16 protein-coding genes are annotated in these 25,823 nt (G+C 48.2%); 4 read left to right on the forward strand and 12 right to left on the reverse strand.

All coding sequences use genetic code 11. The annotated features are described in order from the left end of the window. Window positions 1–205 precede the first annotated feature (205 nt). From A8709_RS13525 to A8709_RS13560, 8 genes are all read right to left on the reverse strand, one after another. The gene (locus A8709_RS13525) at window positions 206–1,105 is read right to left on the reverse strand and encodes an AraC family transcriptional regulator (RefSeq protein WP_065852920.1); all 900 of its coding nucleotides are present in this window, start codon (window positions 1,103–1,105) and stop codon (window positions 206–208) included. 73 nt (window positions 1,106–1,178) lie between these two features. Beyond that, window positions 1,179–1,889, reverse strand: coding sequence for a metallophosphoesterase family protein (locus tag A8709_RS13530; RefSeq protein WP_065852921.1), 711 nt, complete (start codon window positions 1,887–1,889; stop codon window positions 1,179–1,181). A gap of 157 nt (window positions 1,890–2,046) precedes the next feature. Then, complete coding sequence (locus tag A8709_RS13535) at window positions 2,047–7,218, reverse strand: S-layer homology domain-containing protein (protein WP_065852922.1); 5,172 nt, start codon at window positions 7,216–7,218, stop codon at window positions 2,047–2,049. 293 nt (window positions 7,219–7,511) lie between these two features. Next, entirely contained in the window at window positions 7,512–8,609 is a 1,098-nt protein-coding gene (locus A8709_RS13540) for a glycoside hydrolase family 88/105 protein (protein ID WP_065852923.1), read from the reverse strand. Window positions 8,610–8,840: 231 nt separating this feature from the next. Next, window positions 8,841–9,716 (reverse strand): carbohydrate ABC transporter permease, encoded by an 876-nt coding sequence (locus A8709_RS13545; RefSeq protein WP_065852924.1) that lies wholly within the window; start codon window positions 9,714–9,716, stop codon window positions 8,841–8,843. Window positions 9,717–9,752: 36 nt separating this feature from the next. Next, window positions 9,753–10,703, reverse strand: a complete 951-nt coding sequence (locus A8709_RS13550; RefSeq protein ID WP_065852925.1) for an ABC transporter permease — start codon at window positions 10,701–10,703, stop codon at window positions 9,753–9,755. Window positions 10,704–10,786: 83 nt separating this feature from the next. Further along, complete coding sequence (locus A8709_RS13555) at window positions 10,787–12,322, reverse strand: extracellular solute-binding protein (RefSeq protein WP_065852926.1); 1,536 nt, start codon at window positions 12,320–12,322, stop codon at window positions 10,787–10,789. 387 nt (window positions 12,323–12,709) lie between these two features. Continuing rightward, on the reverse strand, window positions 12,710–14,230 hold the full coding sequence (locus tag A8709_RS13560; protein WP_065852927.1) for an extracellular solute-binding protein: 1,521 nt from the start codon (window positions 14,228–14,230) through the stop codon (window positions 12,710–12,712). Window positions 14,231–14,403: 173 nt separating this feature from the next. Here A8709_RS13560 and A8709_RS13565 point away from each other — a divergent pair, with 173 nt between their 5' ends. After that, window positions 14,404–16,698 carry a response regulator transcription factor gene (locus A8709_RS13565; protein ID WP_244163184.1) on the forward strand — a complete coding sequence of 765 codons (2,295 nt, stop codon included), beginning with the start codon at window positions 14,404–14,406 and terminating at the stop codon, window positions 16,696–16,698. A gap of 236 nt (window positions 16,699–16,934) precedes the next feature. Here the strand turns inward: A8709_RS13565 and A8709_RS13570 are convergent, their stop codons facing one another. From A8709_RS13570 to A8709_RS13580, 3 genes are all read right to left on the reverse strand, one after another. Then, window positions 16,935–17,231 (reverse strand): hypothetical protein, encoded by a 297-nt coding sequence (locus A8709_RS13570; RefSeq protein WP_065852929.1) that lies wholly within the window; start codon window positions 17,229–17,231, stop codon window positions 16,935–16,937. Between the two features lie 1,495 nt (window positions 17,232–18,726). After that, window positions 18,727–19,563 (reverse strand): sugar phosphate isomerase/epimerase family protein, encoded by an 837-nt coding sequence (locus tag A8709_RS13575; RefSeq protein WP_065852930.1) that lies wholly within the window; start codon window positions 19,561–19,563, stop codon window positions 18,727–18,729. 52 nt (window positions 19,564–19,615) lie between these two features. After that, complete coding sequence (locus A8709_RS13580) at window positions 19,616–20,689, reverse strand: Gfo/Idh/MocA family protein (protein ID WP_141692524.1); 1,074 nt, start codon at window positions 20,687–20,689, stop codon at window positions 19,616–19,618. Window positions 20,690–20,809: 120 nt separating this feature from the next. On the opposite strand from A8709_RS13580, the gene A8709_RS13585 reads away from it, so the two are divergent. The 3 genes from A8709_RS13585 (at window position 20,810) to A8709_RS13595 (ending at window position 23,934) form a co-directional block, all read left to right on the forward strand. Further along, window positions 20,810–21,721 (forward strand): AraC family transcriptional regulator, encoded by a 912-nt coding sequence (locus A8709_RS13585; RefSeq protein WP_065852931.1) that lies wholly within the window; start codon window positions 20,810–20,812, stop codon window positions 21,719–21,721. 279 nt (window positions 21,722–22,000) lie between these two features. Next, the gene (locus A8709_RS13590; RefSeq protein WP_065852976.1) at window positions 22,001–22,906 is read left to right on the forward strand and encodes a phosphodiester glycosidase family protein; all 906 of its coding nucleotides are present in this window, start codon (window positions 22,001–22,003) and stop codon (window positions 22,904–22,906) included. Window positions 22,907–22,923: 17 nt separating this feature from the next. Continuing rightward, window positions 22,924–23,934, forward strand: a complete 1,011-nt coding sequence (locus A8709_RS13595; protein WP_065852932.1) for a bifunctional glycosyltransferase family 2/GtrA family protein — start codon at window positions 22,924–22,926, stop codon at window positions 23,932–23,934. A 596-nt stretch (window positions 23,935–24,530) separates the two neighbouring features. Here the strand turns inward: A8709_RS13595 and trpB are convergent. Next, window positions 24,531–25,694, reverse strand: a complete 1,164-nt coding sequence (trpB, locus tag A8709_RS13600) for a tryptophan synthase subunit beta (RefSeq protein ID WP_065852933.1) — start codon at window positions 25,692–25,694, stop codon at window positions 24,531–24,533. Window positions 25,695–25,823: the final 129 nt, after the last annotated feature.

The raw sequence follows: 25,823 nt of genomic DNA on the forward strand, positions 1-25,823 counted from the left end.
AAATTTCCGTTTCCATAGCTTTTTACCATAGAAGCCGGCTTTGCATCAATTCCACCAAACTATTAAACAAAAAGAGACCCACAGCAACGGGCTGCGGGTCTTAAGTATATATATTTAAAAGGGGGTCGAATTTCATTATAGGGGACGAACCTTAAAGCAAGATGAATCCCAGATTTCATTTCCATGACAAAAAAGTCCAAGTATATTACTTGATCGGAATGTAAATATCCATCTGAACCAGCTCATGCAAATGAGGGTCGCAGCGCTCATCATACAGCTCAAACTCCGCGTTGCCCGCATGCTCAAAGCCAGAATGAGGGAACCATTCCGAGAAAATCGACTTCCATGTACTTTGAATTGAAGCCGAGAACTGATCGATCGTCACTTTCGGTGTCGTGAACACTGCATAGCGCGCCTCCGGGAATTCGCGGCATACAAGATCCTCAGGCACGTTCTCGAAGTCCGTCGCTTCCATCCCGATGATGTAGGAGAAATTTCCACTCGTCAAATCAAAATCCGTACAGATCCCGATCTCCACCCACGATTCCGTATGAACGCGATTGGGGATACGTTTCCCCATTCCTTCTTTGAGATATTTTTGCCAAAAGACAGGAATATCCTGCAGATTTCTGCCTTCTTTAGAGGAGGTCCTCAATTCATAACCGATCAGTTTAAAGCCAGGTTTCGTTTGTATTGCGTAGTCCATACGTATTCCTCCTAGATAGGGATTAAACTTCCGATCCAGCACATTCACTCGGGGATAGATTGGCGTCCGGATACCCTGCTTGCGATAGGCAAGAGGTGTACGTTCGAACACCTTTTTGAAAGCCCGTGTGAAATTCTCTGGGGATTGGAAGCCATTGTCGAAGGCGATATCGATGACCTTCTGATCCGTGTGTGCGATTTGGTAAGCGGCTCGGGCTAGTCTTCTCTTGCGCACATACTCCATCACTGCGTCTCCCACGAGGGTCTGAAAGACCCGATGAAAATGGAAGGGAGAGAAGCACGCTACCTCAGCTAAGCACTCTACGGACAAGGGTCCAGATAGATGTTCCTCAATATGATCCAGCGTCTTCTGAATCCGCACCTCATACTCGGTGTCCATCGTGTGCCCCCTTCAGCTTCGTAACCTCAGTTTACGTCATATAGAACTACGCTTCTTGATATTTCTTGCTGTCCTATTTCCAACTTCCTTTGGAAGCGACCGAGTAGGTCTTATACTGATTCTTCCCCTTAATTTCAAGAAGATTCAGCTGCATCCCGTAAGCACAACCGCCGTCGATCCCGATTTTATCCGTATCAAACCACACATCGGCTTTGCCATGAATATCCTTCGTCGTCGTATGCCCGAACACCACAGGCTTCTTCACAACCGTTTTCTGTTGCACGAATGGCGCACGAATCCAAATAAAGTCCCGCTCCGGCTGTGTTTTCCAATCTGCATAGGCAGGGTTCAGGCCGGCATGTACAAAAATATGGGTATCCGTTTCATAATACAACGGCAACTGCTGTAAAAACGTCAAATGCTCACTGCAGTTCGCGCGGATACGTTCCTTGGCCAATCGTAAATCAAAGTCCCGAACGCCACTGAAGCTTTGAAACGTTTGAATACCGCCATGTTCAAAAAATTTCATTTCCGTCAAAGAATCCGTCTCGCCCATCACTTCAATGAAGCGTTGATCATGGTTGCCTTTGAGCGCTATCGCACCCTTTTCACGTACCAAAAACATCACATGCTCCACAGCCTCCCGGCTCGCTGGTCCCCGATCTACATAATCCCCAAGCAAAATAAGCTGATCCTCTTCCGCATTGAACTTCACTTTATCGAGTAATTCCTTAAATTCATCTGCACAGCCGTGGATATCACTGACCGCTAGTAGTCGTTTCATAGACCGTTCCCCCTGATGTTATCTTCAAACTCCCATGTATATGTAGCTTATTTTAGCATACATATATGGCTTCAAGCTTCCTTAATTACGTTAACCATCGCGCTAACAGCGAAAAAGGCGCCCTAAGCGGACGCCCTCTTCCTCACCAATCCTTATGTTATTCATTGATAAAATGTACAGCCTTCAGGAATCGTTTCAGCATAGCTGCTGCTTCCGCCCTTGTTGCATCTGCCCTAGGGTAGAGGGACGTATCTGTCACACCTCTCATAATGCCAGCATGAACAGCTTGAGCAAGCGCTTCTCGTGACCAAGCACCTGCTTGGTCGGCATCTGCAAATGCAGCCAAGTTTTGCAAATCAACAGGCACCTGCGCACCAGCAAACGCCATAGCACGCGTCATCAACACAGCCATCTGTTCACGCGTAATGCGCTCATTCGGCCTGAACGTAGCATCTTCAAAACCGTTGATGAGACCAGCTTGAACAGCCGCACTTACACTGCCTGCATACCAGCTGCCAGCAGATACATCATTGAATGTATCCGAAGCGCCAGCTTCTTTCAATCCCAACGTTCTGACTAATAGCGCAGCAAATTCAGCACGCGTAATCGAAGCGTCAGGCGAATACGTGCCCGCTGCAGTGCCTTGAATGACGCCTTTGGATGCGAGCAGCTCTACGTCGGATTGGGCCCAATGCGCTTTCATATCGTCAAAAGATTGAACAGATTGCACAACCGCGTATAGACTGTTGCCCGGACGCTTCATCGTCACAGTTGTTTGCCCAATAAGCGTGGTGAAAATGGCAGGGACAAAGGTAGCTTCCCCTGTTTCTGGATGAATCCACACGGCTGTTGACTGGTTAGGATCAAGCGCTCCATCCATGATAACACTGCGTGTTACATACGTACTTCCAAAATCCTCTACCACAACTTGCTTGCCATTAGCCTCCGCAACAACCGTAAAGGTGACTGCATGGCCCAGCAAAGTCATGCCACGCCCCTCCAAATTCGCACGAAGGGATGCCTCACTCTCCCCAGATCCTTGTTCAATCACGATGCGAAGTGTTATACCTGGGACATTTGCACCTAAGGTTTTGGCCAGATCATGCAAATCGATAGCCTTGAGCGGCAAGTTATAGGTGACCCTATTGGCTCTCATGGATAATATAGTATCTGTGGATAACTCTGCACCCTCCGTTTGTAAAACGCCAGCAGGGATTACTAGCTGTGCTACAGTAGACGCTGGGTCACTCACCTCAACAACAAGCGACTTCGCATCACCGGTCTGTTGCTTGAGCAGACTTAACGCCTGCGCCAGATCCTTGTCTGCAATCGTGACCGAAGCCATTGTCTTCCCATCTACGACTACACTTGTCGGATTACCGGTAATTTGCACACCATCCGGAACTGTTTTAACACGTTCTGCCGGAATGATGACCGCTCCGCTACCCGATGTTTCAGTTACAGACGGGATGTATCGAAGGAAACTGCCCTTGATAATTGCCCCCGTCTCATCCCGTTCATAAGGTAATACGGGCACCAAGCTGGCAAAGTTTGCAGCTGTCAGCTGCGCACCGGATTGATTAACCGATTTCGTACCGTTCCACATATAGTTCGTTGCGGAATTTAGAGCCGCTGGGTAGTTATCTTTAGCTGTGTAATCCTTCTGATAGGAGATAAATCCATCGATTCTAAAATCCGTTGTAATCCCCGTATACGTGGTGAAATTCAGATTTCCTTTGGCATTGTTGTACGCAATGTTCGTACTCTCTGCCCTTACACCCGGATTGCTATTGCTTGCGAAACCATAAGCACCATTCTCAAAAGCAAGGCTATTGCGAATAACATGTGGAACATGAATGCCTTCACCGCCGAGCTTGAAACCGTTTTTGTCGCCGGCCCCAACGCTGCCGTTGGTCAATGTTCCATTGTGATAGGCGATGCTATCTTCAATCAGAACCGAGCCAATCGCCCCCGTGCCTGCTTTCGTGTAGAGATCCCAGCCATCATCAATGTTGTTGTGCGCGATATCACCACGGAACACATTCCCCGTTCCTGCCGTCAATTTGGCCGCAAACCCATCCGCATTATTGTTCGAAGGATCGGCATTATCATAGGATTCACAATTAAGAATCAAATTGTTGGACGGCCATAGCTCCCGAGCATCGGACTCATCGGTACGGCTAATTTGCAGCCCCGTGTCACCATTGGCATAGAATCGGCTGCTCTCTACAATATTGTTGCTGCCGCCAATGGTAAAGCCCTTCGTATTGCCTGCCGTCCGTGTAAAATCAATACCGATTACATGCCAATAACTGCCGCTAAACACAACACCCTCGGTCTTTTTATCAAAATCGATGATCGGCTTGGCGCCCGGTGCCGCAACCAAGTACTTGTTGGCCGTTGATGTACCATCATTGCCTCTTGGTATGTCGATTTTGGCATTGCGTACATATCGGCCATCAAGTAATAGGACTTTCTGGCCCGGCCTTACGTAAGCCACTGCCGTATCTAGATCTAAAGGATGAGCGATGGTGCCATCTCCGCCATCGTTCTTCAGCGCCGTCGGCGAGACATAGATATCGCCCTCATCCACGTAGGTTTTCATATCTACGGTCACATTTTTGACAATCTGATCATACGAAGTTAGGTACTGCTTATCGTCAGGCACGAATGCTGCGCTGAAATTGGTGTACGTATTCGCCGTCACCGTTGTGTTCAACGTAAAGGTTGTTCCCGCTGATAAAGCCAGATTACTGGCTAACACAGTCTCCCCTTGCTTAATCGTCACCGTTCCATTCACATTGGCGTTCAGTCCTAAGGCATATGCCGTATTTGACGTTTGGGTAAGCCCCTTAAAGTTTACGTCTGGCGTTACAGGCAGTGGAGCCGGAACCTCCATCGGTTGATCCGTTTCCGCTGCGCTCACCTTCAAGTTGATATCACTGACTTCAATTGTCGCAAGGCGTGCCACATAGAAGCCCACATACATCTTATCTTGGTCTTGGACCTTCATGATATCCGGTACGAAAAAGCTTTCCGTCGTTCCGTTATTCAAGCGGCCCGAGAAGCCATTATTCGTTTTGATCAGCGTAAGCTTGTAATCCATCGCTGGGTACGTCGTGCTGACTGTCGGCTTCACCGCGTTCAGCATTTTGCTTTGAACCCCTAAGCTGCCCGCCCCGTTCGGCGTAGTCACGCCTGTTCTAACGAATAATTGCGTACCGTTCTGTTTCGTTGTTGCACCGCTATACCCGCCGATGGCCGCAATATTGGAAGCAAATACACTGGAATCACCAGGCGTCCCGATCGCATCACGAGCCATGATACCGAAAGATTCCTGGCCATCCTGCGGTTCCTTGGCGTAGGCCGACACTTTGATATTAGCCGATAGTTCAAAGTTATCCTTCGTCGGATCCAGCTCCGTATAGTAGAACGAGATGCCGTCATGATCACCCGTGATCTTGCCGCCGCCCTCTAACGCGATTAACTGAACCGTATGCGCCGCATCATTTACGATCACTTTATTCGTGCTCTCTGCCGAAGACTGCCCAAATCGAATGGACTTCCATTCGTAAGTTTTCAGTTCCCTGACCGTGACAGGCAGGGAAATAGGCGGGATCGAGATATCGACCGGCTTAATTTGAAGCGCATAGACACCTGGCTTCGTTTTATCAAATGCGGTATCGATGACTTCATATTGATTCGATGGCATGGCCACTTTATCGCCGTTATCATATTGCTTCACAATCGCCAAACTCGTCAGATCTAGATCTTGGTCTACTTCATACGTGGTTTGTGGATACTGTGCGACATGAATGCCTGTCACAACAGGCTGTTTGACCTCAATCGTGAATGATTTCGTCGCTGTGCCTTTATAGGAAGAGACCGTCAGCGTTTTGGTACCGGCTGTGCTCATATCGGAAACAGTGACACCACTGATCGTATATTCGCTTCTCAGCAACCTTTCTTCCGTGCCATCACTATATTGCGCGTACAGAACTAGCCCCGCAGGAGTGAATGTGTCCCCTACAAAATAATTCCTCTTCACTGGCATTTCTCGAATAACCAAATCCGTCATTTGCGCATCTCTGACCGTGATAGGGAAGGTTGTATAGGTAGCGTCAGTGACTGTGGAGCGTACCGTCACTACCGTCGTTCCTGGTGTGGTCAGCTTATAGGTTGCACCCGTTACCGTAGCATTCCCTGCAGGCACGGAGATCGTATACTGGTTGCTTGCCAGTTCAGCCCAGTCGCCAGCACCATTGTACTGCCCGCGCACGCTCAGCCCCTGTGGATCCAAGTACTCGCCCACATAATATTCCGTCTTCGCAGGTAGATAGGTAATGCCCATCCCTGTGACAACCAGTGGCTTGAAGTGCAGTGGAATCGAAGCCGTTTGCCCGTTAAAATGAATCGTGACCGCTCGATCACCCGCTGTACGGTTATCAAATCCTGTGACAAGGTAGTCACTGGCTGTAAGCTCGTCTTCGTGGAGATCCGGGTACACGGCCGTCACTTTTAAACCAGTAAGATCTAGCGTATCGCTAACAAAATAATCCGTTTTGACAGTTGATGTGTCCAATCTCAGCTGGCTAGGCGCCCGCGTATCCTTTTGGAAGGAGATATTGGAGAAGGTCACGGCAGTGTTTCTAGCGGCATAGAGCCCCGCATAGGCAAGGGAGCCGGTGAAGTTATCGATAATCGTCGTCTCATCCCCGATTCTAACCCTATACACATCGCCGACTTTCTTGATACTCAATATGTATTCGTTATCTTTGCTAGGTGCAGGGGAGGTGAAGGTTGTGATCTTCTTTACTGGATTGGTCGTGGCGTTAAATGCCCCTTGTTTATAAAAGGCCTCCATCTTCTGATCCAGTGCGCCTACGGCCACATAATCACCTGTATATGCACTTACATTGTCATTATCCAGTTTATTCTGGCGCAGCATAATTCCGAATGAAACTTGACTATTGGCTGTCCATTTATTTACCTTTACTTTCGCGGAAAATTCGAAATTATCCATTGGTTGAATGGTACGGAAATAGTAGGCCATCCCTTCTGAGGCACTCGTTGAAGATGAGATTTTCCCACGATCGTTCTCTGCTCGCAGGTCCACATTGCCGTTTGCGTTCTCGGTAATTCCGAAGTTCGTTGAAGTAATTTTATCTAATCCACCTACATCTCCAAATACACTTCCTTGCCAAGCACTCGTATTTGGAATGTTGATCATCCCCGCGGGTGGGTCTGCTGCCAGTGCGGCAGTCGGTAACATAGCTATCACTAAACAGACAGCCATCCATAATGCGATGAAACGTTTGTTTGTTCTCAAGTCACATATCTCCTTTAAGTTGGAATGAGCGTAGTGCTGATATGGGATAAAGTCCTGATGCTGGATCTTGGGAGGTACGTCTTGGTGTCATTTAAAGTAATGGCAGCCAGGCATTGGGAGGCTCTTCTGGGGATAACTTCAAGGATGGTTAGGCCAACCTGGCGTGTGCCGATTTTGGGCGAAGCTTGCGTGGGCAATGATATATTGTATGCGTTTACATTTAGAAGGAAGCCTTACGACTTCCCGCATCGGGATAGAAGGACGCCGAGCGGCGCCCTTTTTCTCCTAATGCCCTACTTCACTAACGGCGCCACTTCGACGCACGCCATCACGAAAGCTCCCACACCATGCAGATCATTCTCACTCGTGGGGCGCGTGACATAATTCTCATAATCCCCAGCAGAAGTTCCAATGCAGATGAGTGGCAAAATAACGCGCCCCTGCTCGTCGAATTGCAACGTGCGCAGCAAACCTTCGTAGCCTTTCACGGCTGCATCCGCGCATTCCGGACCGACCACGCCGAGGTTCAAGGCTTTGGCAATCGTGTACACGAACAGGCTTGTACACGAGCTTTCGAGCCAGTTATCTGGCTGATCGCCCTTGTCGATCACCTGATACCACAAGCCGCTTTCCGCGTCCTGATAGCGGATAATTGCATGCACGAAGTCGCGCAGCGAGCTGACCAACGCTTCCCTACCTGGCTCTTCCGCCGGCAATTCATCAAGGAATTGCGAGACGGCGAGGCCGTACCAGCCCAGCGAACGGCCCCAGAATTCCGGCGAGCAGCCGGTTTCGGGGTTCGCCCACGGCATGCGGCGGCTTTCGTCCCACGCATGGTACAACAGACCCGTGCGCTCGTCTTTCATATGTTTGCGCATAAGCTGCTCTTGCAGCAGCACGAGTTGGCGCAAGCCGGTTTCGCCGAAGGCGTTCGCGTATTTCAGCGAGAATACGCCGGCCATGTAGAGACCATCCAACCACATTTGGTTGGGGTATTTGTCTTTATGCCAGAACCCTCCTTCGGAGGTGCGGTTCAAGGTTCGGAGCAGGCCCCGCAGCTTATCCGCTGCGATGCGGTACTTGGGCTGGCCCGTGCGCTGTTCCAAGCCGAACAGCAGCAGCCCGGCCTGCATCGCGTCGAGCTCGTCGCGCGCGAAGTAGAGATTGCCGTTGTCGTCGATCAGACCATCGACATAGGCCTGGATGTAAGCATCGTAGCGATCATCTTGACCCGCTTCTTCCACGAGCATTTCCATGCCGCAGAGAAATACACCTTGATGGTAATGCCAACGCCCTGCGGGTGGAAGCTCCATCGGCGTATGTGTCGCCATGATGGAGTCGCAGGCTGCTTTCGCCCACTCTAGCGGTGTTTTGATCGTTGTTGAAGCCATTGTGTTTCCCCTTTCGAGTTGGTCATGGTTTAACTGGAAAAACACCATCTAATTTCCTCGCTTTCAGCTTGTACGACCAATCACCTGTATTTTCTACAGGTAATTCCCCTCATTTCAGCGAGCAACATTCGAGATGACCGAAATAGCTGGAGCTTTTCTATCTAATTAGCGATAACAGACTTTTTGGCCACAAATAGCTGTATGTTTTCCATTTAGCCGATATCCCGCCTCTTATCCTTTGATCGACCCAATCATGGCACCCTTCGCAAAATGCTTCTGCAAGAACGGATACACACACAGAATCGGCAGCGTAGCTACAACGATAACGGCCATTTTGATCGACTGAGCCGGTGGCGGTGCCACGCTGTCCAAGTTCGAGCTCACGTCCATGCCGCTGGCGAGGACGACGATTTGGCGGAGCAACACCTGAATCGGCCATTTGGCACTCTCATTGATATAGAGAATCGCGCTCAAATACGTGTTCCAATACGTCACCGCGTAGAATAACGAGATCGTCGCGATCGCGGGCATCGACAACGGCAAAACGATACGGAACAAGATGCCGAAGTCACTGCAGCCATCAATTTTGGCCGACTCTTCTAGGCCTTCGGGGATGTTTTGGAAGAAATTTTTCAGAATAATTAAGTTAAATGCACTGATCGCTGTCGGAAGAATTAACGCTGCATAGCTGTCGATCATCCCCAACTCCTTCACTACAAGGAACGTGGGAATGAGACCACCGTGAAACAGCATCGTAAATACAACCATGAACATGATGACTTTACGTCCATCGACGTCCCTTCGCGACAAGCCGTAGGCCATCAACGCTGTGATAAACATACTGATTATCGTACCGACAAGTGTCGTTCCAATAGAGACCCCCATGGCCTTGAATATCGTGTTCGTCGAAAAAATAAACCGATACGCCTCGATACTCCAATCCGTCGGTATAAGGACGAACTTCTTCGTCGCCATCTCCGCACTGGTCGTGAAGGAGCCCGCCACCACGTGCACAAAAGGGATAATCGTGATCAACCCTATAATCGTCAGCAATACATAGTTAATCACGCTAAACATTCGGCCTGCTAATGTTTTATCTTCTACCACGATTACAACCTCCTAGCTGCTAAGACGCTTACCCATTTAGTAAACGCCCTCTTCACCCATTTTCTTCGCAATCCGGTTCACAATCATCACCAGAAATAACCCAATGAAGGATTTGAACAAACCAATGGCTGCGCTGTAGCTGAATTGCCCTTGTTTCAGACCTGCTGTATATACGTAAGTATCAATGATCTCAGCAACTTCTCGGTTCATGGAGTTAAGAAGCAAGTACACATGTTCAAAACCGAGCTCGAGAACCGCACCTATTTTCAAAATTAATAGAACAATAATGACACTTCGGATCGCGGGCAGCGTAATATGCCACATCTGTCTCATCCGTCCTGCTCCGTCCATACGTGCCGCTTCATACAAACCAGGATCGATGGAAGCAATCGCTGCCAAATAAATGATCGTCCCCCAACCGGCCTCCCGCCAAATCACTTGCAAAATATAAATCGGCCTGAACCACTCTGGGGCCAGTAGGAAGTTAATCTTTTCGAAGCCAAAGTACGAAATCATTTCATTAATCACACCGCCATCCATGGTCAGCATGACGAAGCTGATGGAGACGATAATGACCCATGACATAAAGTGAGGTAAGTACACAATCGTTTGGAACACTTTCTTGAACATATCCCCTTTGACCTCATTCAACATCAGCGCGAGAAGGATCGGTACAGGGAAATAGAAGAGCAAATTCATGACGAATAAGATTAACGTGTTGCTTAAAATGTTCAGGAAATCCGGCTCCGTAAACAGCCGCCGAAAATGCTCCAAACCGACCCATTCACTCCCTGTCACGCCTTTGAACGGCTTGTAATCCTGAAAGGAAATGATCAGTCCATACATCGGGATATATTTGAATACGATAAAATACAAGATTCCCGGGAGCAGCATGACATAAATCCATTTGTTTTTCCAAAGACGTCTGGAGAGCTCACTGCTTTGCTTTCTAGTGGTCACGCTTTGTGCAACATTCACTTCTTGCATAGGACTTCTTCCTTTCCTTAAAAGGAGAAGACTGCCGCAGTTCCAGCAGCCTCCTCACCTTACATGTGTGAGACGCGAATGTCTTATTTTTTGTATTGCGCGTTGTATTCTTCCATAATTTTGCTGCCGCCACGAGATTTCCAATCTTCAATCGCTTTGTCGAAGCCTGCTTTATCGATTGTGCCGTAAATGTATTTGTTCGTTGCATCGACGATAACAGCTTGCAGTTGTACACCTTTTTCAAGGTTTGTTTTGGAATCCAATGCCGCTGTTGGATCTTGCACGGCGAACTTCAGGTTGGCGATTTTCAATTCATCCGCTTTGCCTTGAGCAGGAATGGATGGAATACCCAAGTAACGTCCTGAGGTATCTTCATCACCGATAGCTAGATCTGTGAATGGCTTCACTTCACGTGTCCATTTCTCATCATCGAGTTTCTTCGCTTTGTTGTCTGTTACGCTGTAGTTCACATCTTTGATACCCCAGTTTGCCATGTTCGCTACTTCTGGTGTCATCATTTTGTCGAAGAAAGCTAACACTTTGCGAAGATCTGCTTCAGTTTTGATCGCAGATTTCGGGAATAGTACGACGTTTGCGAAGCCAGGCAGTGCCCATGCAGCGAATTTGCCGTCAGGTCCCGCTACCATGCTGTGTACATCGACAACAGCGGTTGGCACGTTTTTAACCAAATCCTTATTGAGTGTCGGAACGTCCGTCATAGCTCCGATGTACATACCTGCTGTGCCGCTGGTAAACAGCTTTTGTTGATCCGTTTTACTCGTAGCTGCGAAATCTTTATTCATATAACCGCCATCACGCATCTTTTTGAAATAATCCATCGTCGTGACATATTGCGGGAACATGAATTCCGGTTGAAGCTTGCCGTCCTTCTCACCCCAGTTATTCGGTGTGCCTTCCCAAGCAGCTATCGTTTTGAATGCACCATAGATCAAATCGTTACGATCCGTAAGGCCGATGGTGTCTTTTTTGCCATTTCCGTCAGGGTCATTCTCCGTGAACGCTTTCGCCATAGCGAGCAATTCATCTAGATTGGTTGGTGCTTTCAAGCCCAGCTTATCCGCCCAATCCTTCCGGTAGATGAGACCTTGGCGAGCGATATCTACGCCTCGGTACAACGTGTACAGCTTGCCGTCGACTTTCGTATTATCATTCGTGGTTGATTTGAGCTTGCTCAAGTTCGGGAAGTCTTTCAACAACGGTCCGATTTCCCAGAACTGTCCATCGCGGATTGCTGATTTCATTTGAATGAAGGTTGCTTGGTTTTTCAAATACGTCGCTTGTGGCAGAGCGCCTGTTGCGAATGTCGTATTTAGTTTCTCTTCATACGTGTCTGCCGGGAAGAACTGATACGTCAGCTTCGTGTTGGTCAACTTCTCCAGTTCTTTAATAATGGTATCTGGTGGCGTCTGTGCCGTATTCAGCGGTGCCATGATTGTAATCGGTGTCGGTGTGTTGTCTGTCGGTTTCGGAGTTGCTGCTGCCGTCGTCTCTGTTGCCGCTGATGACGATGCAGGCGTTTCTTTATCTCCGCATGCTGCTAACGCAAAGCTGGAAACGAGTAGAACGCTAAGTGGGATCGTAACTAATTTTCTCTTCATATCGGTTTGACCTCCGCGAAAATGTGGTGTGCTACAACTCACACATTACACGGCATGGCAGAGGTACCGAAACAATCATTTGCTCATATAAGCCTTATCTGGCGCGGGATGTGAGATGATGATTATCGGGGGAGGAGATGATTATGAGGGGGAAGTTTATGCTGCGTCTCGGTGAGCAAAATGCAAAAAAGACCGCCCGCGTGCGTAGTGCACTTAGACAGTCTTATCTATTAAACGAAAGTACCCACTCAGGCTGACTACCTAACCAGTGGGTTACACCTTGCAACTACCTTGGAGGTTGCCCACCAAATGATTGTGCAGGAGACCTGTTGGTAGCACGTCTCTTTTATATTTATAATCTTATCACGCCTGATTTATACACGCAACTCACTTCTTCTTCCCATACGCCTCATTATACTCGCTAATCATCTGATTCCCACCGCCGCGCCGCCAACGCTCGATCTCTTGCCCGAATGCCGCTTTATCCAGCTTGCCCAGCATGTAATTGTACGTGGCGTCGGAGACAATTTTGTACATTTCGACGCCGCGCTCATCGTATGTCTTTGATTCAAGGCCCAATGTCGGGTCCTTGATGACGTACTTCTCATTGTCCAAGCTGAGCGTATCTGCAAGCTGGGACAGTGATTCGCTCTCCACAACGGGCATGACGTTGGGATTGTTCAGATCAGCGATCATGAGCGCATAAAGCGCATTCACTTCATTGACGCGAATCTTCGAGGTATCCTCGGATAGCTGGACCTGCCCATTTTTAGTCGTAAAATGCCGCCCTTCTAAGCCATACTTCATCAGATTCGCGACATCTTTATCCATCGATCGATCAAAAAACTGCAGCACCTGCTTTAATTCCGCCTCGGTGCGAATCGCCTTTTTAGAAAAAAGATATAAGGCACTATAATTCGGAATCGACCAAATGTGGAACCCTTGCGGCCCTTCAATACGATTGACGAGCGTAAATCGAGCATCGGGATTCACTAACTGTGCTTCATCTGAAAGCCGCTGCACATCCTGCATACTGCCAATATAGACGCCGGCATTTCCGCGGATCAGTTTATCCCGCTGCACTTCTTTGCTCGTCACTGCGAAATCCGAATTAATCAGCTTCTCATCATACAGCTTTTTCATGAAGTTCATTGTGTCCACATACGCCTGCGTATCAAATTCCGGCACGAAATTCCCAGCGGAAACCGCCCAATTATTCGGCACACCGAAGTAGGAACCAATCGTTTTAAAAGCCCCGAACACCAGATCATTGCGGTCCGTTAATCCAATGGTATCGTCTTTCCCGTTACGATCGGGATCTCCGTAGGTGAAAGCCTTGAGCACAGCATACAGCTCATCCAGGTTCGTAGGCTTGTTTAACTTGAGATTATTCAGCCAGTCCTCCCGAATAATTATTCCCTGGCGCGAGGACGGGCGCTCGGTGTATAAGCCATAGATTTTGCCATCGACAGCCGCCTGTCCCAAAATCTCTTGATTCAACTTCTTCAAATTTGGAAACGCCGACAGGTACGGCCCAATATCCCAGAACGCGCCGGAGCGGATTGAGTTTTTCATCAGCATGTAGTCGGTATATTTTACGTAGGTCGCTTTTTTGAGCGAATTCGTCGTTAAGGCTGTATTCATTTTATCCGTATAAATGCCGTCCGGTACCCAGTTTAACTCCAGCTTCGTTTGCGTCAGCTTCTCAATTTCTTGGACGAGCTCTGGAATCGGTGGGTGTGGAAAATGCAGCGGTGCCATGATAGAAATAACGGGTCGGGCATTACTTTCTTCTGCCGCTTTCGGCGAATTGCTACTCTGACAAGCACTCATCACTAAGAGACCTATCAGCCCCATGATCAGATGCCCCATCCCTATAAACCTTCGGCCATGCCTACTACTTCCCATGCTAACTCCTCCTTGCAACAGCAGTGTTTTAAGCGCCAATCTGAGATAATGATTATCCCATTTGCAGATGATTATTGATATAAAGCGCTCTCTTGACTACAATACATAGATAGTCTGACAAATGATTCTTAGATAAGGTGTTGGATGCGATGCGTTTAAGTTTTCTTAGCAAAATGACGATATTCAGCTTCGTGCTCAGCACACTGCCGGTGATCTTGATCGGCGCGTTCGCTTTCGTGACGTCCTCAAGTGAGATCCAGAAAAATGTCAACGAAGGAAAAATGCAGTTAATCACCCAAATCAATTCCAATGTAGAGCAGAAATTAACGACTGTCAACCATACACTTAATCAAGTCATCAACTCCACGGTACTCAAAAAAGCTATGGATATGCCACTTGCTGTAACCGATTTCATGATGTACGACGATCTGCGAAGCGAGATTCGGTATATGCAATCTTTTGATACGAGGCTGGAAGACGTCCTCTTGATTAATGCGAAACAGAATTGGATGATCAAAAATTCAGGTCTTTATCGTTTTGACAGTTACCCTTATGTCGATAAATTGACCGCACTGATGAACGCACAAGATAACAGCACATGGACCCTCAATCCATCCGAGTGGTTCTACACCGAAGAGAATGCGCGGAGCGTGACCTGTGATTACAGTATTTCGCTTGTCAAAAAGCTGCCAACCACCGGGCTGGACAAATTCGGTATGGCCCTAGCTAATATTCCCGCCTGTTCACTGCAGGATATGATTCAAAGTGATTCCGAACATCCGGATGATATTCTCATCATCGATGAGGGGCAGCGGATTCTGATGAATAGCGATCCTAGCTTGATCGGGAAATCGATTACGGAGGCTGGCCTTACGGATTTGGCTCCGCTTGAGGCGGCTAGCGGCCAGTTCCGTGCCAGCATTCATGACAAGCCGTATTCCGTCACATTCCTGCGTTCGCACCTGAACAACTGGACGTATTTATCCTTGACCTCGATCGATAGCTTAACCAAAGAATCCAGTAAAATTGGGACCTATACGATCTATATTTGTGTCTTTATGCTGCTTCTTTCCATGTTCCTAGCTTGGCTAGGCTCGCGCAAAATGTACTCACCGATCCAACTTCTCCTGAATCAAATCGGAGGACTGGTAACCGTGAATCAGAAGCGCAAAGCCAACGAATTCCAGATGATCAGCGAGCATGTGCATACGTTGTTTCAGTCGAAGTCTCAGCTCGAAAAAGAGGTCCATCAGCACATCGGCCAGGTTCGGACGTTCTTCCTGATTAAAGCTTTTCAGGGGCATATTAAACCTGGTGATCTACTCGAAAAGCTTGCACAATTCGGCTACACCGATCATATTGCCGCTTGGAAAACGATGTCCGTCATTACGATTCAAATCGATGCCATCGACCATACCCGTTATGACAAAAAGGATATGGAGCTGCTGCTTTTTGCCGTGCACAACATGTTGGAGGAACTCATCCCTTCCGAGCAGCGCTTAGCGCCCGTCTTAATTGATCAGACCATCGTCACTTTAATCGGCAGCACGAACGCTGTTGATAGCGACTTCCGCACGATGGTGTATGGCCTCACCGAGCAGGTACAGCAGCATATTTACAGCTTCCTGAAGCTGCATATTTCCATCGGGATTTCTCTGCCGATCCATGCTTTCACCCAGATGTCACTGGCGTACAAGGAAGGGCTTGAGGCCCTGAAGCACCGTATTAAGCTCGGTGAAGGCATCATTATTCAATATGAGAATATTAACTCAGGCAAGCATTACTTGAATCTGAACTATCCAAAGCCTTTGGAGAACGAGCTGATCGACAGCATTAAGTTGGCTGAAAAGGATAAGTCTCGCGACCTGCTCAAGCAGCTGCTGCAGGCTGTGTTTGCGGCTCCGCTCTCTCCGCAGGAGTACCAGATCCCGCTCGCGCGGCTGCTGAATAACCTGCTGATGATGATGCAGGAGTCAGGCATCGCCTTGAATCAGATTCATCCGAATAAAGGCTCCCTGTTCGAAGAAGTTCTAGGTCTGCATATGACCGTCGAAATCGAAGATTGGTTCTGGACGGAGGTCGTCTATCCGCTAATCCGCATTTACCGCGATCGCCAGGATGCGCAGTACCACAACATCTCGGAGAAAATCATCGATCTCGTGCAGCATTACTACGACACCGACTTAACACTTGAGGAATGTGCGTCTCGCTTGCACTATAATGCGAATTATTTGAGCAGCATTTTCCGCAAAGAAACGAACTGCTCCTTCAGCGATTATTTATCAAACTACCGCTTCAATATGGCGAAAAAATGGCTCTCCGAGACCGATATGCCGATCAAGGATATCTCCTCAAAGCTGCGCTACAACAACTCGCAGAATTTCATCCGCTCGTTCCGCAAGCAGGAAGGGCTCACACCCGGTCAGTACCGGGATAAACAGAAGGAGGGCTTGCCGCCGGGGTCTTAGGGGGGCCTGAGATCTCAGCGGCAAGCCCGAAATATAGGGGCGGATAGGGATGCGGCGGTTGATCGAGACGTCGGGCAGTTAGGCAATTGGAGCCGGCCGACTGGTAAGTCGATACCTTTACACAGCAAACAGCCTGTGAAGCCACCACATGATTGGTGGTGGTTTCGCAGGCTGTTGTTTATAGGGACAGCACTTAGGAGGCTTGTCCATACGTTGAGTGCTTGTTGTCAGCTGACCTAGGCGGAAACGACTCGACTGGCTTCAACGGCTGCTTTCAACGCAGCACGGTTGTCCCACAAGAAGGAGAGCAACAGGTTGCGCTCTTCGAAAAACAACTCTTCCGCGTCTTCGTACTCTTGCCCAACGCCATGTATACTAAAGCGATCATCTTCATAAGCCATTAACGTCCATTGTCCCCCACGTTTCTTATCGGCGAACACGAGGTAAAACTTCTTCCCTGCTGCATCCCACTCTGCGAAGTTAGAAAAGTTGTCCAAAATCAAGCTGATATCCTGTTTATTCTTCATTTGCATGATCTTATCTCCTTTTCGCTTTTTTTAAAATCGTACCCGAGATTCCATGAAAAGTTTGTCACACTCTAGGGACGAATTGTAGGAGTTTTTGTCGAAGGGGATGGTGGGTTGTAGGCTTAATGGTGGCTGATGTGTGCTTTATAGCGGGAAGTTAGGTAGCTCAGGTGGTTAGGCAGCTGTTGAAAATAGATGGAAATCATACAGCTGTTTTCGGCGTATTCGGCGGCAAACAAAGTCTAGATGTATTTCATGTCGTTAATTTCGTGTAATTAGGTCAAGGGATAGAAAAACGGCGAAATCAACTGTAGGAAATCCAGTTATTCGGAAAAATATGCTGTTTTCGCCTGATTTAGCGGGAGGAAATCCAGTTATTTCTGGACGCCACCAAGGATGGTCAACTATTTGTTCTGTGGTGGTTATGGTTATGGTTATGGGTATAGTTCTAGTTCTAGTTCTAGTTCTTGCCACTCTCGCCATCGTACTACTCCACCTCGCACCGTAGAACATGACTAGTGGCTCATCATGCGCTGATCAATCTAAATTATCCCAAGGTAAATAAATTAGTGACAGGCTGCAAATCGTATTTTACACAAATTAATTCGCATAATCCCCCTCCATTGGATAAATACAGTGTATTCGTCTTGAAAAGGCTCAAATTCCATCCCTCCATTGGATTTATCCAACTAAATTAAAAAATCAGCTTTTTTTCAGGGACTTTCATTGGATATATCCAATGGAGCATAGTTATGACTAGTTTTGGGGCTAGGGTGTAGCATTCATGTGGCGGGCGGTTATTATAGGCTGGTGGGAGGAGTCTGAGTTTAAGGTTAAGTTAGAACTGGTGTTGGGGTCGGTACTGGTGTTGGAGATAGTGTTAGAGCTGGGGTTGGGGTATGGTTCTAGCTCTTACCACTCTCGCCCTCGCACTACTCCACCTTGCACCATAGAACATGGCTTGAGGCTCATCACGCGCTGATCAATCTAAATTATCCCAAGGTAAATAAATTAGTGGCATGCTGCGAATCGTATTTTACACAAATTAGTTCGCATAATCCCCCTCCATTGGATAAGTACAGTGTATTCATCTTGAAAAGGCTAAAAACCCTTCTCTCATTGGATTTTTCCAATCAGATGTCCCGAAATCAATCTAAAATGACCCTATTTCTTTGATTTGAATGGATTTATCCAATTAAATTAAAAAATCAGCTCTTTTTAAGGGACTTTCATTGGATATATCCAATGGAGCATAGTTCTAACTAGTTTAGGTCTAAGAGTTAGCGTTCATGGGGTAGCCATCGGTTGTTAGAGGTGGATGGGAGGAGTCTGAGTTTAAGTTAGAGCTGGGGCTGGGAGTTCCCTCCCCCTTCTCCAATATAACCAAAAAGAGCGAGTTCCCACCAAGGGGTACTCGCTCCACTCAATCAATCACTCACTCAATCAATCACTCAATCAATCAATCATTCAATTTTCAATTATTCAATTTCACTAGCTACCGCTAAATCTCCGCCGCGGCGTATACCTTGTCGAAGCCCGCTTTGGAGCGCTCGACGAGGCTCTCCGGCGAATCCGTCGGCGGCGTCGCTGTCAAAATCTCCTGCGCCACCGCGCCGGTGTAGCCAATCCGATGCAGGCCTTGCAGGAAGCCTGCCAGATCAATGACGCCTTCCCCTGGGTACAGGCGTCCGTTATCTAGCACATCTGCCACCGGCACGTCCGGTGCGTCGTTGATGTGCACATGCACGATCTGATCGACGCGAAGCTTCTCGATGTCCGCGACCGTACCGCCATTCGTGTACCAGTGGTACGAATCGAACAGCAAGCCCACGCCCGGCTCACCGATCGCATCGATCCAATCCAACGTTTCATCGATGGTCCAGATGAACGGGTTCTGCCACCGTGTCCGCAAATGATGCGGACCCACGAACTCCAGCCCTAGGCGGATGCCGTAGGCGCCTAGGATTTGGGCGCACGTGCGCAATCTGCGCGTCGCGAGCGCCATGAAGTGCGCTGCCCCGAAGTCCGTCGAGGGCAGCACATACGTGCAGCAGCTCGTGCAGCCGAGCGCTGCCGCTGCTTCCGCGGCCTGCGCCAGCTTCGGCAGGCCTTCGCGGAACGCCTCTTCCGTGGTCCGCCACTCCACGGGCAACCCAATGGATCCGACGACGAGTCCATTCTTCTCTAATAACTCACGAGCACCCGCGACGGTGTGAGCTTCTACAAGGCTCAAAGCGTCGAGATCGACCGCTTGGAAGCCATATTTTGCCGCCAACTCTATGAATTGCTCATCACTCTCGATCTGACCAAGCCCTGCTCTTGTTAACCCTCTAAGCATATCGGATTTCCCTCCAAATGATGTTTCTGTTAGCAATTCCGTTCGTTCTCGACTACTCCCAGTTCAACTTCACTTCATTGCCTGTGCGTGAAGACTCGTAGATTGCATCAAGAATCAAATTGTTCGTATATCCGGATAGCGCCGAAGTAATCGGCTGTTTGCCTTCTCGAATGCAGGACAAGAAATGCGCGCTTAGACGTTGGCGTTCGCCTTCATCGTTCTCGGGCTTCGACAGCTCTGTTTCGATCGGACGGTTGAATTTCTCAGTCAGTAATTTACCCTTAGCTCCCTTGTAGCTGGCCCCACCATCAGAGCCCATCAGATGTACAAAAGGCGTATTATCTGTGTCCATATGCACCGCCCAGCTTACTTCCAGCGTCAACGTGCTGCCATCTTCCATTCGAATCAAGGCTGTAGCCAAATCCTCTACATCATACGTACCGTTCCAGTTCGGCTTGCCCCATGTGCCAATCCCTTTGCGGCGAGGACCGAATTCCGCATACGTTGCTCCCACAACGGAAACAGGTTTCGGGTTGCCCATCAAATAAAGTGCCAAATCCAGCATGTGAACGCCGATATCGATCAACGGACCGCCGCCGGATTCATCCATTTTTGTAAACCAAGTTCCCCAGCCCGGAATGCCTTTGCGGCGGAACCAGCCGGTTTTGGCTGTATAAATTTTGCCTAGCTCACCCGCTTCAACCTGCTCCTTAATTTGCATCGGAATGGATTCCCAGCGCATTTGGTGACCGATCATCACGATCGTGTTCGCCTTCTGACTCGCCTCATATATTTGTTTAGCCGCTGCAGCATTGATGCCCATTGGCTTCTCAAGTAGCACGTGTTTGCCCGCTTCAATCGCCTGTACAGCAAGCGCGGCATGGTATTGGTTGGGTACACCAATGATGACAGCATCGACATTCGCACTTTGAATAAGCTCCTCAGGGGTAGCTGCGATGTGAGCAATACCGAATTCCTTCGCTTTCGCTTCAGCCAATGGTAAATACGCATCTGTCACCGCAGTAATTTCGCAGAGATCCCCTAATTTTGAAAACTCGTTCATATGTACGCCGCCAATATTGCCTGCACCAATAATACCAATTCTAATTTTGTTAACGCTTTCCACAGTTCGTTCCTCCTCATATATACACCTGTTGACCATGCTTTTATGATAAAATATAGCGAGTAAGAAGTCGTACCGTATATTCGGAAAACGTCCCATTTTTTCGAAGGAGCCTGAGTACTCATGACGTATTTTCCAGATTATTTGAAAACGTACCCCAATATGCATTCTTCCTTCCCTTTTCACCTCAGTAGAAACACCTTAGCGCATGGTTTCCGAGCTCACCGCCATGATTTCTTGGAGTTCTCTTATGTCGTGGAGGGACGGGGTGCAGAAACGATAAATGATGTAAAGCATGTGATGGCGCCAGGTACGTTTACCTTTGTGCTTCCTTATCAGGTGCATGAAATTTTTACGGACCCGGGTCAAAAGTTAGTACTCTTCAATTGCATGTTCAGCATGGATCTGCTCATGGAGCCTGGCAATGATCAGGGATTGTCTGATTTATTTAATGATGCTAATGATTTGCCTGCGTATGTGCAGTTCGAAGGGGCAGAACAACAGCAGATCGCTGCTCTTATCGAAGATATGTTTCGTGAATATCGGGGAGACGAACGCTACAGACAAACGCTGCTGAAGGCCAAATTGAAGGAGCTGCTCATTCGCTTTGATCGGCATCGATTTGATCGGCGTCAGTTTGGGCACGCTGGTCAATCTGATGCGGTGATGATATCGAAATCTTCTTCTAGGTCCAGCCATGCTGTGTGGCCGATCATTCATTATATCCATCGGAATTATCAAGAGGATCTGGCTTTGTCCGATCTTGCTTCGCGCTTCACCATGAGCGTTTCACGCATCAGCGAAGTGATTAAGCAAACGACAGGCCAAACCTTTGTCCATTTCCTCCACGATTTACGCTTGCGTCATGCTTGCAGTCTGTTGGTATCCACCGACATGAGTGTCACCGAAATCGCATTGGAGGTTGGCTACGGCTCGTACAAAACCTTTTCGCGGATTTTCCGCGAGAGCAAAGGGATCGTGCCGAAGGAGTATCGGAAGGTGGAGCATGGTCGGGATGTGACGTTGCAACCCTGAGTCTCAAAGAACATTTTTAACAAATATAGCTTCATGCAAAAATGGAGGATCCGTTATCGGATCCTCCATTTTTTGCTTTATCGACATTAAGGCGCAGTCAAGGCTACGGATAGTTAAGTTTCATTAAAGGTTCCCGCTCTAAAATAGATGTATGGACCAGCGAGGCAGTCAAAGGCATACAGATTCATCATTCGAAGCCGTGCTCGCTATCAGAATCCACACCATCCACACGAAGGAGTGATCACTATCATTTTCCGTCACCGAAAAAAAACCAAAATCATGACCATGATAGCTATATTTCTGATGATCATTGCTGCCATTCTATATGGGCTCGCTGATCGTTATTTATTCGAACACGTCGCGGTCATCGTCACACCCAACAGTGTCGCAACTCAAGAGCAACCTGCCAAACAAGCAACGACGCAAGCACAATCGGATGACTGGAATTATAAGGACAGCAACGAGACCGTTAGCATTAAAAAGGTGCAAACCGGCTCCGGCTCCGATGCAATCACCTATTTCGTGGCCGACGTGACTTTCAACAATACCACAAACCTGCTTACGGCTTTCGCCAAAAACGCGTTCGGTACAAATATCATCGAAAACACGTCGACAATCGCGGCCAACAATAACGCGGTATTCGCCATTAACGGAGATTACTATGGCTTTCGGAACGATGGCGTCATCATTCGAGGCGGCACCGTGTACCGCGATGAACCTGCTCGTGACGGCTTAGCTCTGCTAGCAAATGGCACCTTGCAATCTTATAACGAAAAAGAGCTTTCTTCGGCTGATTTACTCGCTGAGGGAACAACGAACACCTTCTCCTTCGGCCCTACCCTCGTGACTGGCGGCGAGGTCGCCGGCGATTTCAGCAGCGTAGCCATCGACAAAAACTTCGGCAATCGCTCCATTCAAGATGCCAATCCAAGAACCGGCATTGGGATGATTTCGCCGAATCACTTTCTGTTCGTCGTGGTAGACGGACGAAGTACCAACTATAGCCGAGGCATGACATTAACCGAATTCGCGAATCTATTCCACGAGCTCGGCGCAACCGAAGCCTATAATCTCGATGGCGGTGGCTCATCAACCATGTATTTCATGGGCAGAGTTGTGAACAATCCGCTTGGCAAAGGCAGTGAACGAGGCGTAAGTGACATTATCTATGTTCCTAAATCCTAATAAGGAGGACTGTTACCATGACCATACTCATCCCCTCCTACGAGCCCGATAGCCGTTTAATCGCCCTTATTCACAAGCTACACGAAGTTAGCGACGCTTCCATCCTTGTCGTAGATGACGGCAGTGGTGAAGAGTACCGCGCGATTTTTGATTCGGCAAAGGAAGCCGGATGTACCGTGCTGACGCACTCCATCAACCAAGGTAAAGGCAGCGCTTTGAAAACGGGCTTTGACTATATAAGACAGTACGGCAACGACGACGGAGTCGTCTGTGCTGACAGTGATGGGCAGCATTTGCCTGGAGATATTCTCAGACTAACGAAAGCCGTTCGCGAACATCGTAATCATATCGTGCTGGGCAGCAGACAGTTCACGGGCAAGGTCCCCTTGCGCAGCCGCATTGGAAATTCAGCGACGCGGATGGTATACACTTTAGCAACGGGCATGCCCATTCAAGATACACAAACTGGCCTTCGGGGCTATTCTTCCGACATGCTGGATTGGTTATGCCAGATTCCAGGTGATCGCTTTGAATATGAAATGAACATGCTTCTCGAGGCTCCAAGTGTCGGATACGACTTGATAGAGGTGCCGATCGACACCATTTATTTGGACGACAATAAATCTTCGCACTTTCGTCCACTTGCCGATTCCGCCAGAGTTTATTTTCCTTTTCTAAAATTCTGTGCGTCTTCGGGATTTGCTGCGATCTTGGATTTCATGCTGCTGCTCTTGCTGCAATGGATGACCTCGAATTTGCTCGTATCCGTCATCGGATCACGGTTATGCAGTTCCATTTTCAATTACGTGATGAATCGGAAATTTGTTTTTGCCAAAAGGAACGGGACAGTCATCCGCAAATCGGTGCTCCGATATTTCTCTCTCGTTACCGTTATCCTTCTGTTGAATTACGGTCTCCTACACCTATTTCATGACAACATTGGCATACCACTCATCGCGGCAAAACTCCTGACGGAAGCTTTGTTATTTTCGTTCAGCTATTGGGCGCAGCGAAAATTTGTCTATTGAAATTTCAGTTAGCAAAAGAGCCCTAATTCCTAAGTAGGAGTAACACAACGGCCACGATGCTTCACATACACCGCGGTCCCGCTTCTCTACCCATGTTGTATTTTTTACAACAACATATTTGCTTTCAACTGCTTCTCACCAAGCTTGTTGCACTTTGTGCAAGCTAATCGCCTCATAACTTACAAATTCGCTGATTTCTTCAACTTATGTTGCACAAAATACAACATAGATGCGAAATGTTCGGTTAAATCTGATTTATGTTGCATATTTTACAACATCAAGCCCCTCTTACTTCTGTATTTATTCTAACGGCCGAATCGAGTTCAGTCGGTGAGCAAAGATGAGGGGCGACCCATTGGATAGGGATCACATTTGGGTAGCTTTTATCGTAGTGATGGAAGAGAAGGCCGAGGTCTCGGTGTGGGTCTCTCCATTGTGATGGGAGTTGTTGATCCGCCTAGGTACACCCCTTTATCAATTGTTAAAGAGTAATCCCACATCACAGTGACTGAGAACACTCAACCTCATAAATAGCAAATGAAAAGGCACCCGCTGGGTGCCTTTTCATCGCCAAAGCGACGAGGTTATAAGTTCATTTATTTCTCAAGCATGTGGAACACTTGTTCGACATCCTTGTCTCCGCGACCAGAGAGGTTGATGATGATGATTTGATCCTTACTCATCGTAGGAGCAAGCTTCTTCGCATAAGCGACAGCATGCGCGCTCTCGAGTGCAGGGATGATCCCTTCTGCGCGAGACAGCTCCTGAAATGCCGCTAAAACTTCATTATTGCTGACCGTCGCATACTCCGCTCTTTCGGTTACTTTCAAATGGCTATGCTCCGGCCCGATGCCAGGATAATCTAGACCTGCTGCAATCGAATAAGTCTTCCGTGGGTTGCCTTCCTCGTCCAGCAGCACCAGGCACTTGAAGCCGTGAATTACGCTCGGAACACCTTCAGTCAACGTAGGCGCTTGATCCGGCTCGACTCCGATTAAGCGAACCGATGGTTCGTCTAGGTAGTGGGCAAACGCGCCGATCGCGTTGCTTCCTCCACCGACGCAGGCAATAACCGCGTCTGGCAAACGCCCCTCTTTTTCGATAATCTGACGCTTAGATTCCTCACTGATGATGGATTGGAAATGTTTCACCATCGACGGGAACGGATGTGGACCTACAGCAGAACCAAGTAAGTAGAACGTGTTCTTGTAATTCTGAACAAGATCGCCCAGGGCTTCGTCAACGGCATCCTTCAGGCGACCTTGTCCTTTGTGAACCGGTACAACGGTAGCGCCAAGCAGCTCCATCCGGAACACATTCAAGGATTGACGTCGCGTATCTTCTGCGCCCATATAGATGATACATTCCATGTCGAACATGGCACAGGCTGTCGCCGTTGCGACACCATGCTGTCCAGCACCCGTCTCAGCGATAATCCGCTTGGCGCCCATCCGCTTGGCAAGCAGAATTTGACCAATTACGTTGTTAATTTTGTGCGCACCTGTGTGGTTCAGGTCCTCACGCTTGAGATAGATTTTCGCACCGCCCCAAGTCTCAGACAATCTCTTCACATAGGTAAGTGGATTCTCGCGACCCACATATTCACGTAAATAATAATTATATTCTTCATTAAATTCCGGATCGTCTTTGTACTTATAGAATTGCTCACTCAGATAATTTAGCACTTCCTGTAATTCTGGCGGCACGAAGCTGCCTCCGAACTCCCCAAAATACCCTTCCTGCACGTGTTCCTGATTCATACTGTAAGCGCCTCCAATATCAATGGTAGTAGTCTGTCCGACCTAGTTACCATCGTACCATAAATAACCAGTTTGTGGTGTTGCGCATTTTACAAATTCATGATGGAAGTTAGTCTGTACAACGATAAA

Origin of the sequence: Paenibacillus pectinilyticus (assembly GCF_001700435.1) — a bacterium.
Taxonomy (GTDB): domain Bacteria; phylum Bacillota; class Bacilli; order Paenibacillales; family NBRC-103111; genus Paenibacillus_E; species Paenibacillus_E pectinilyticus.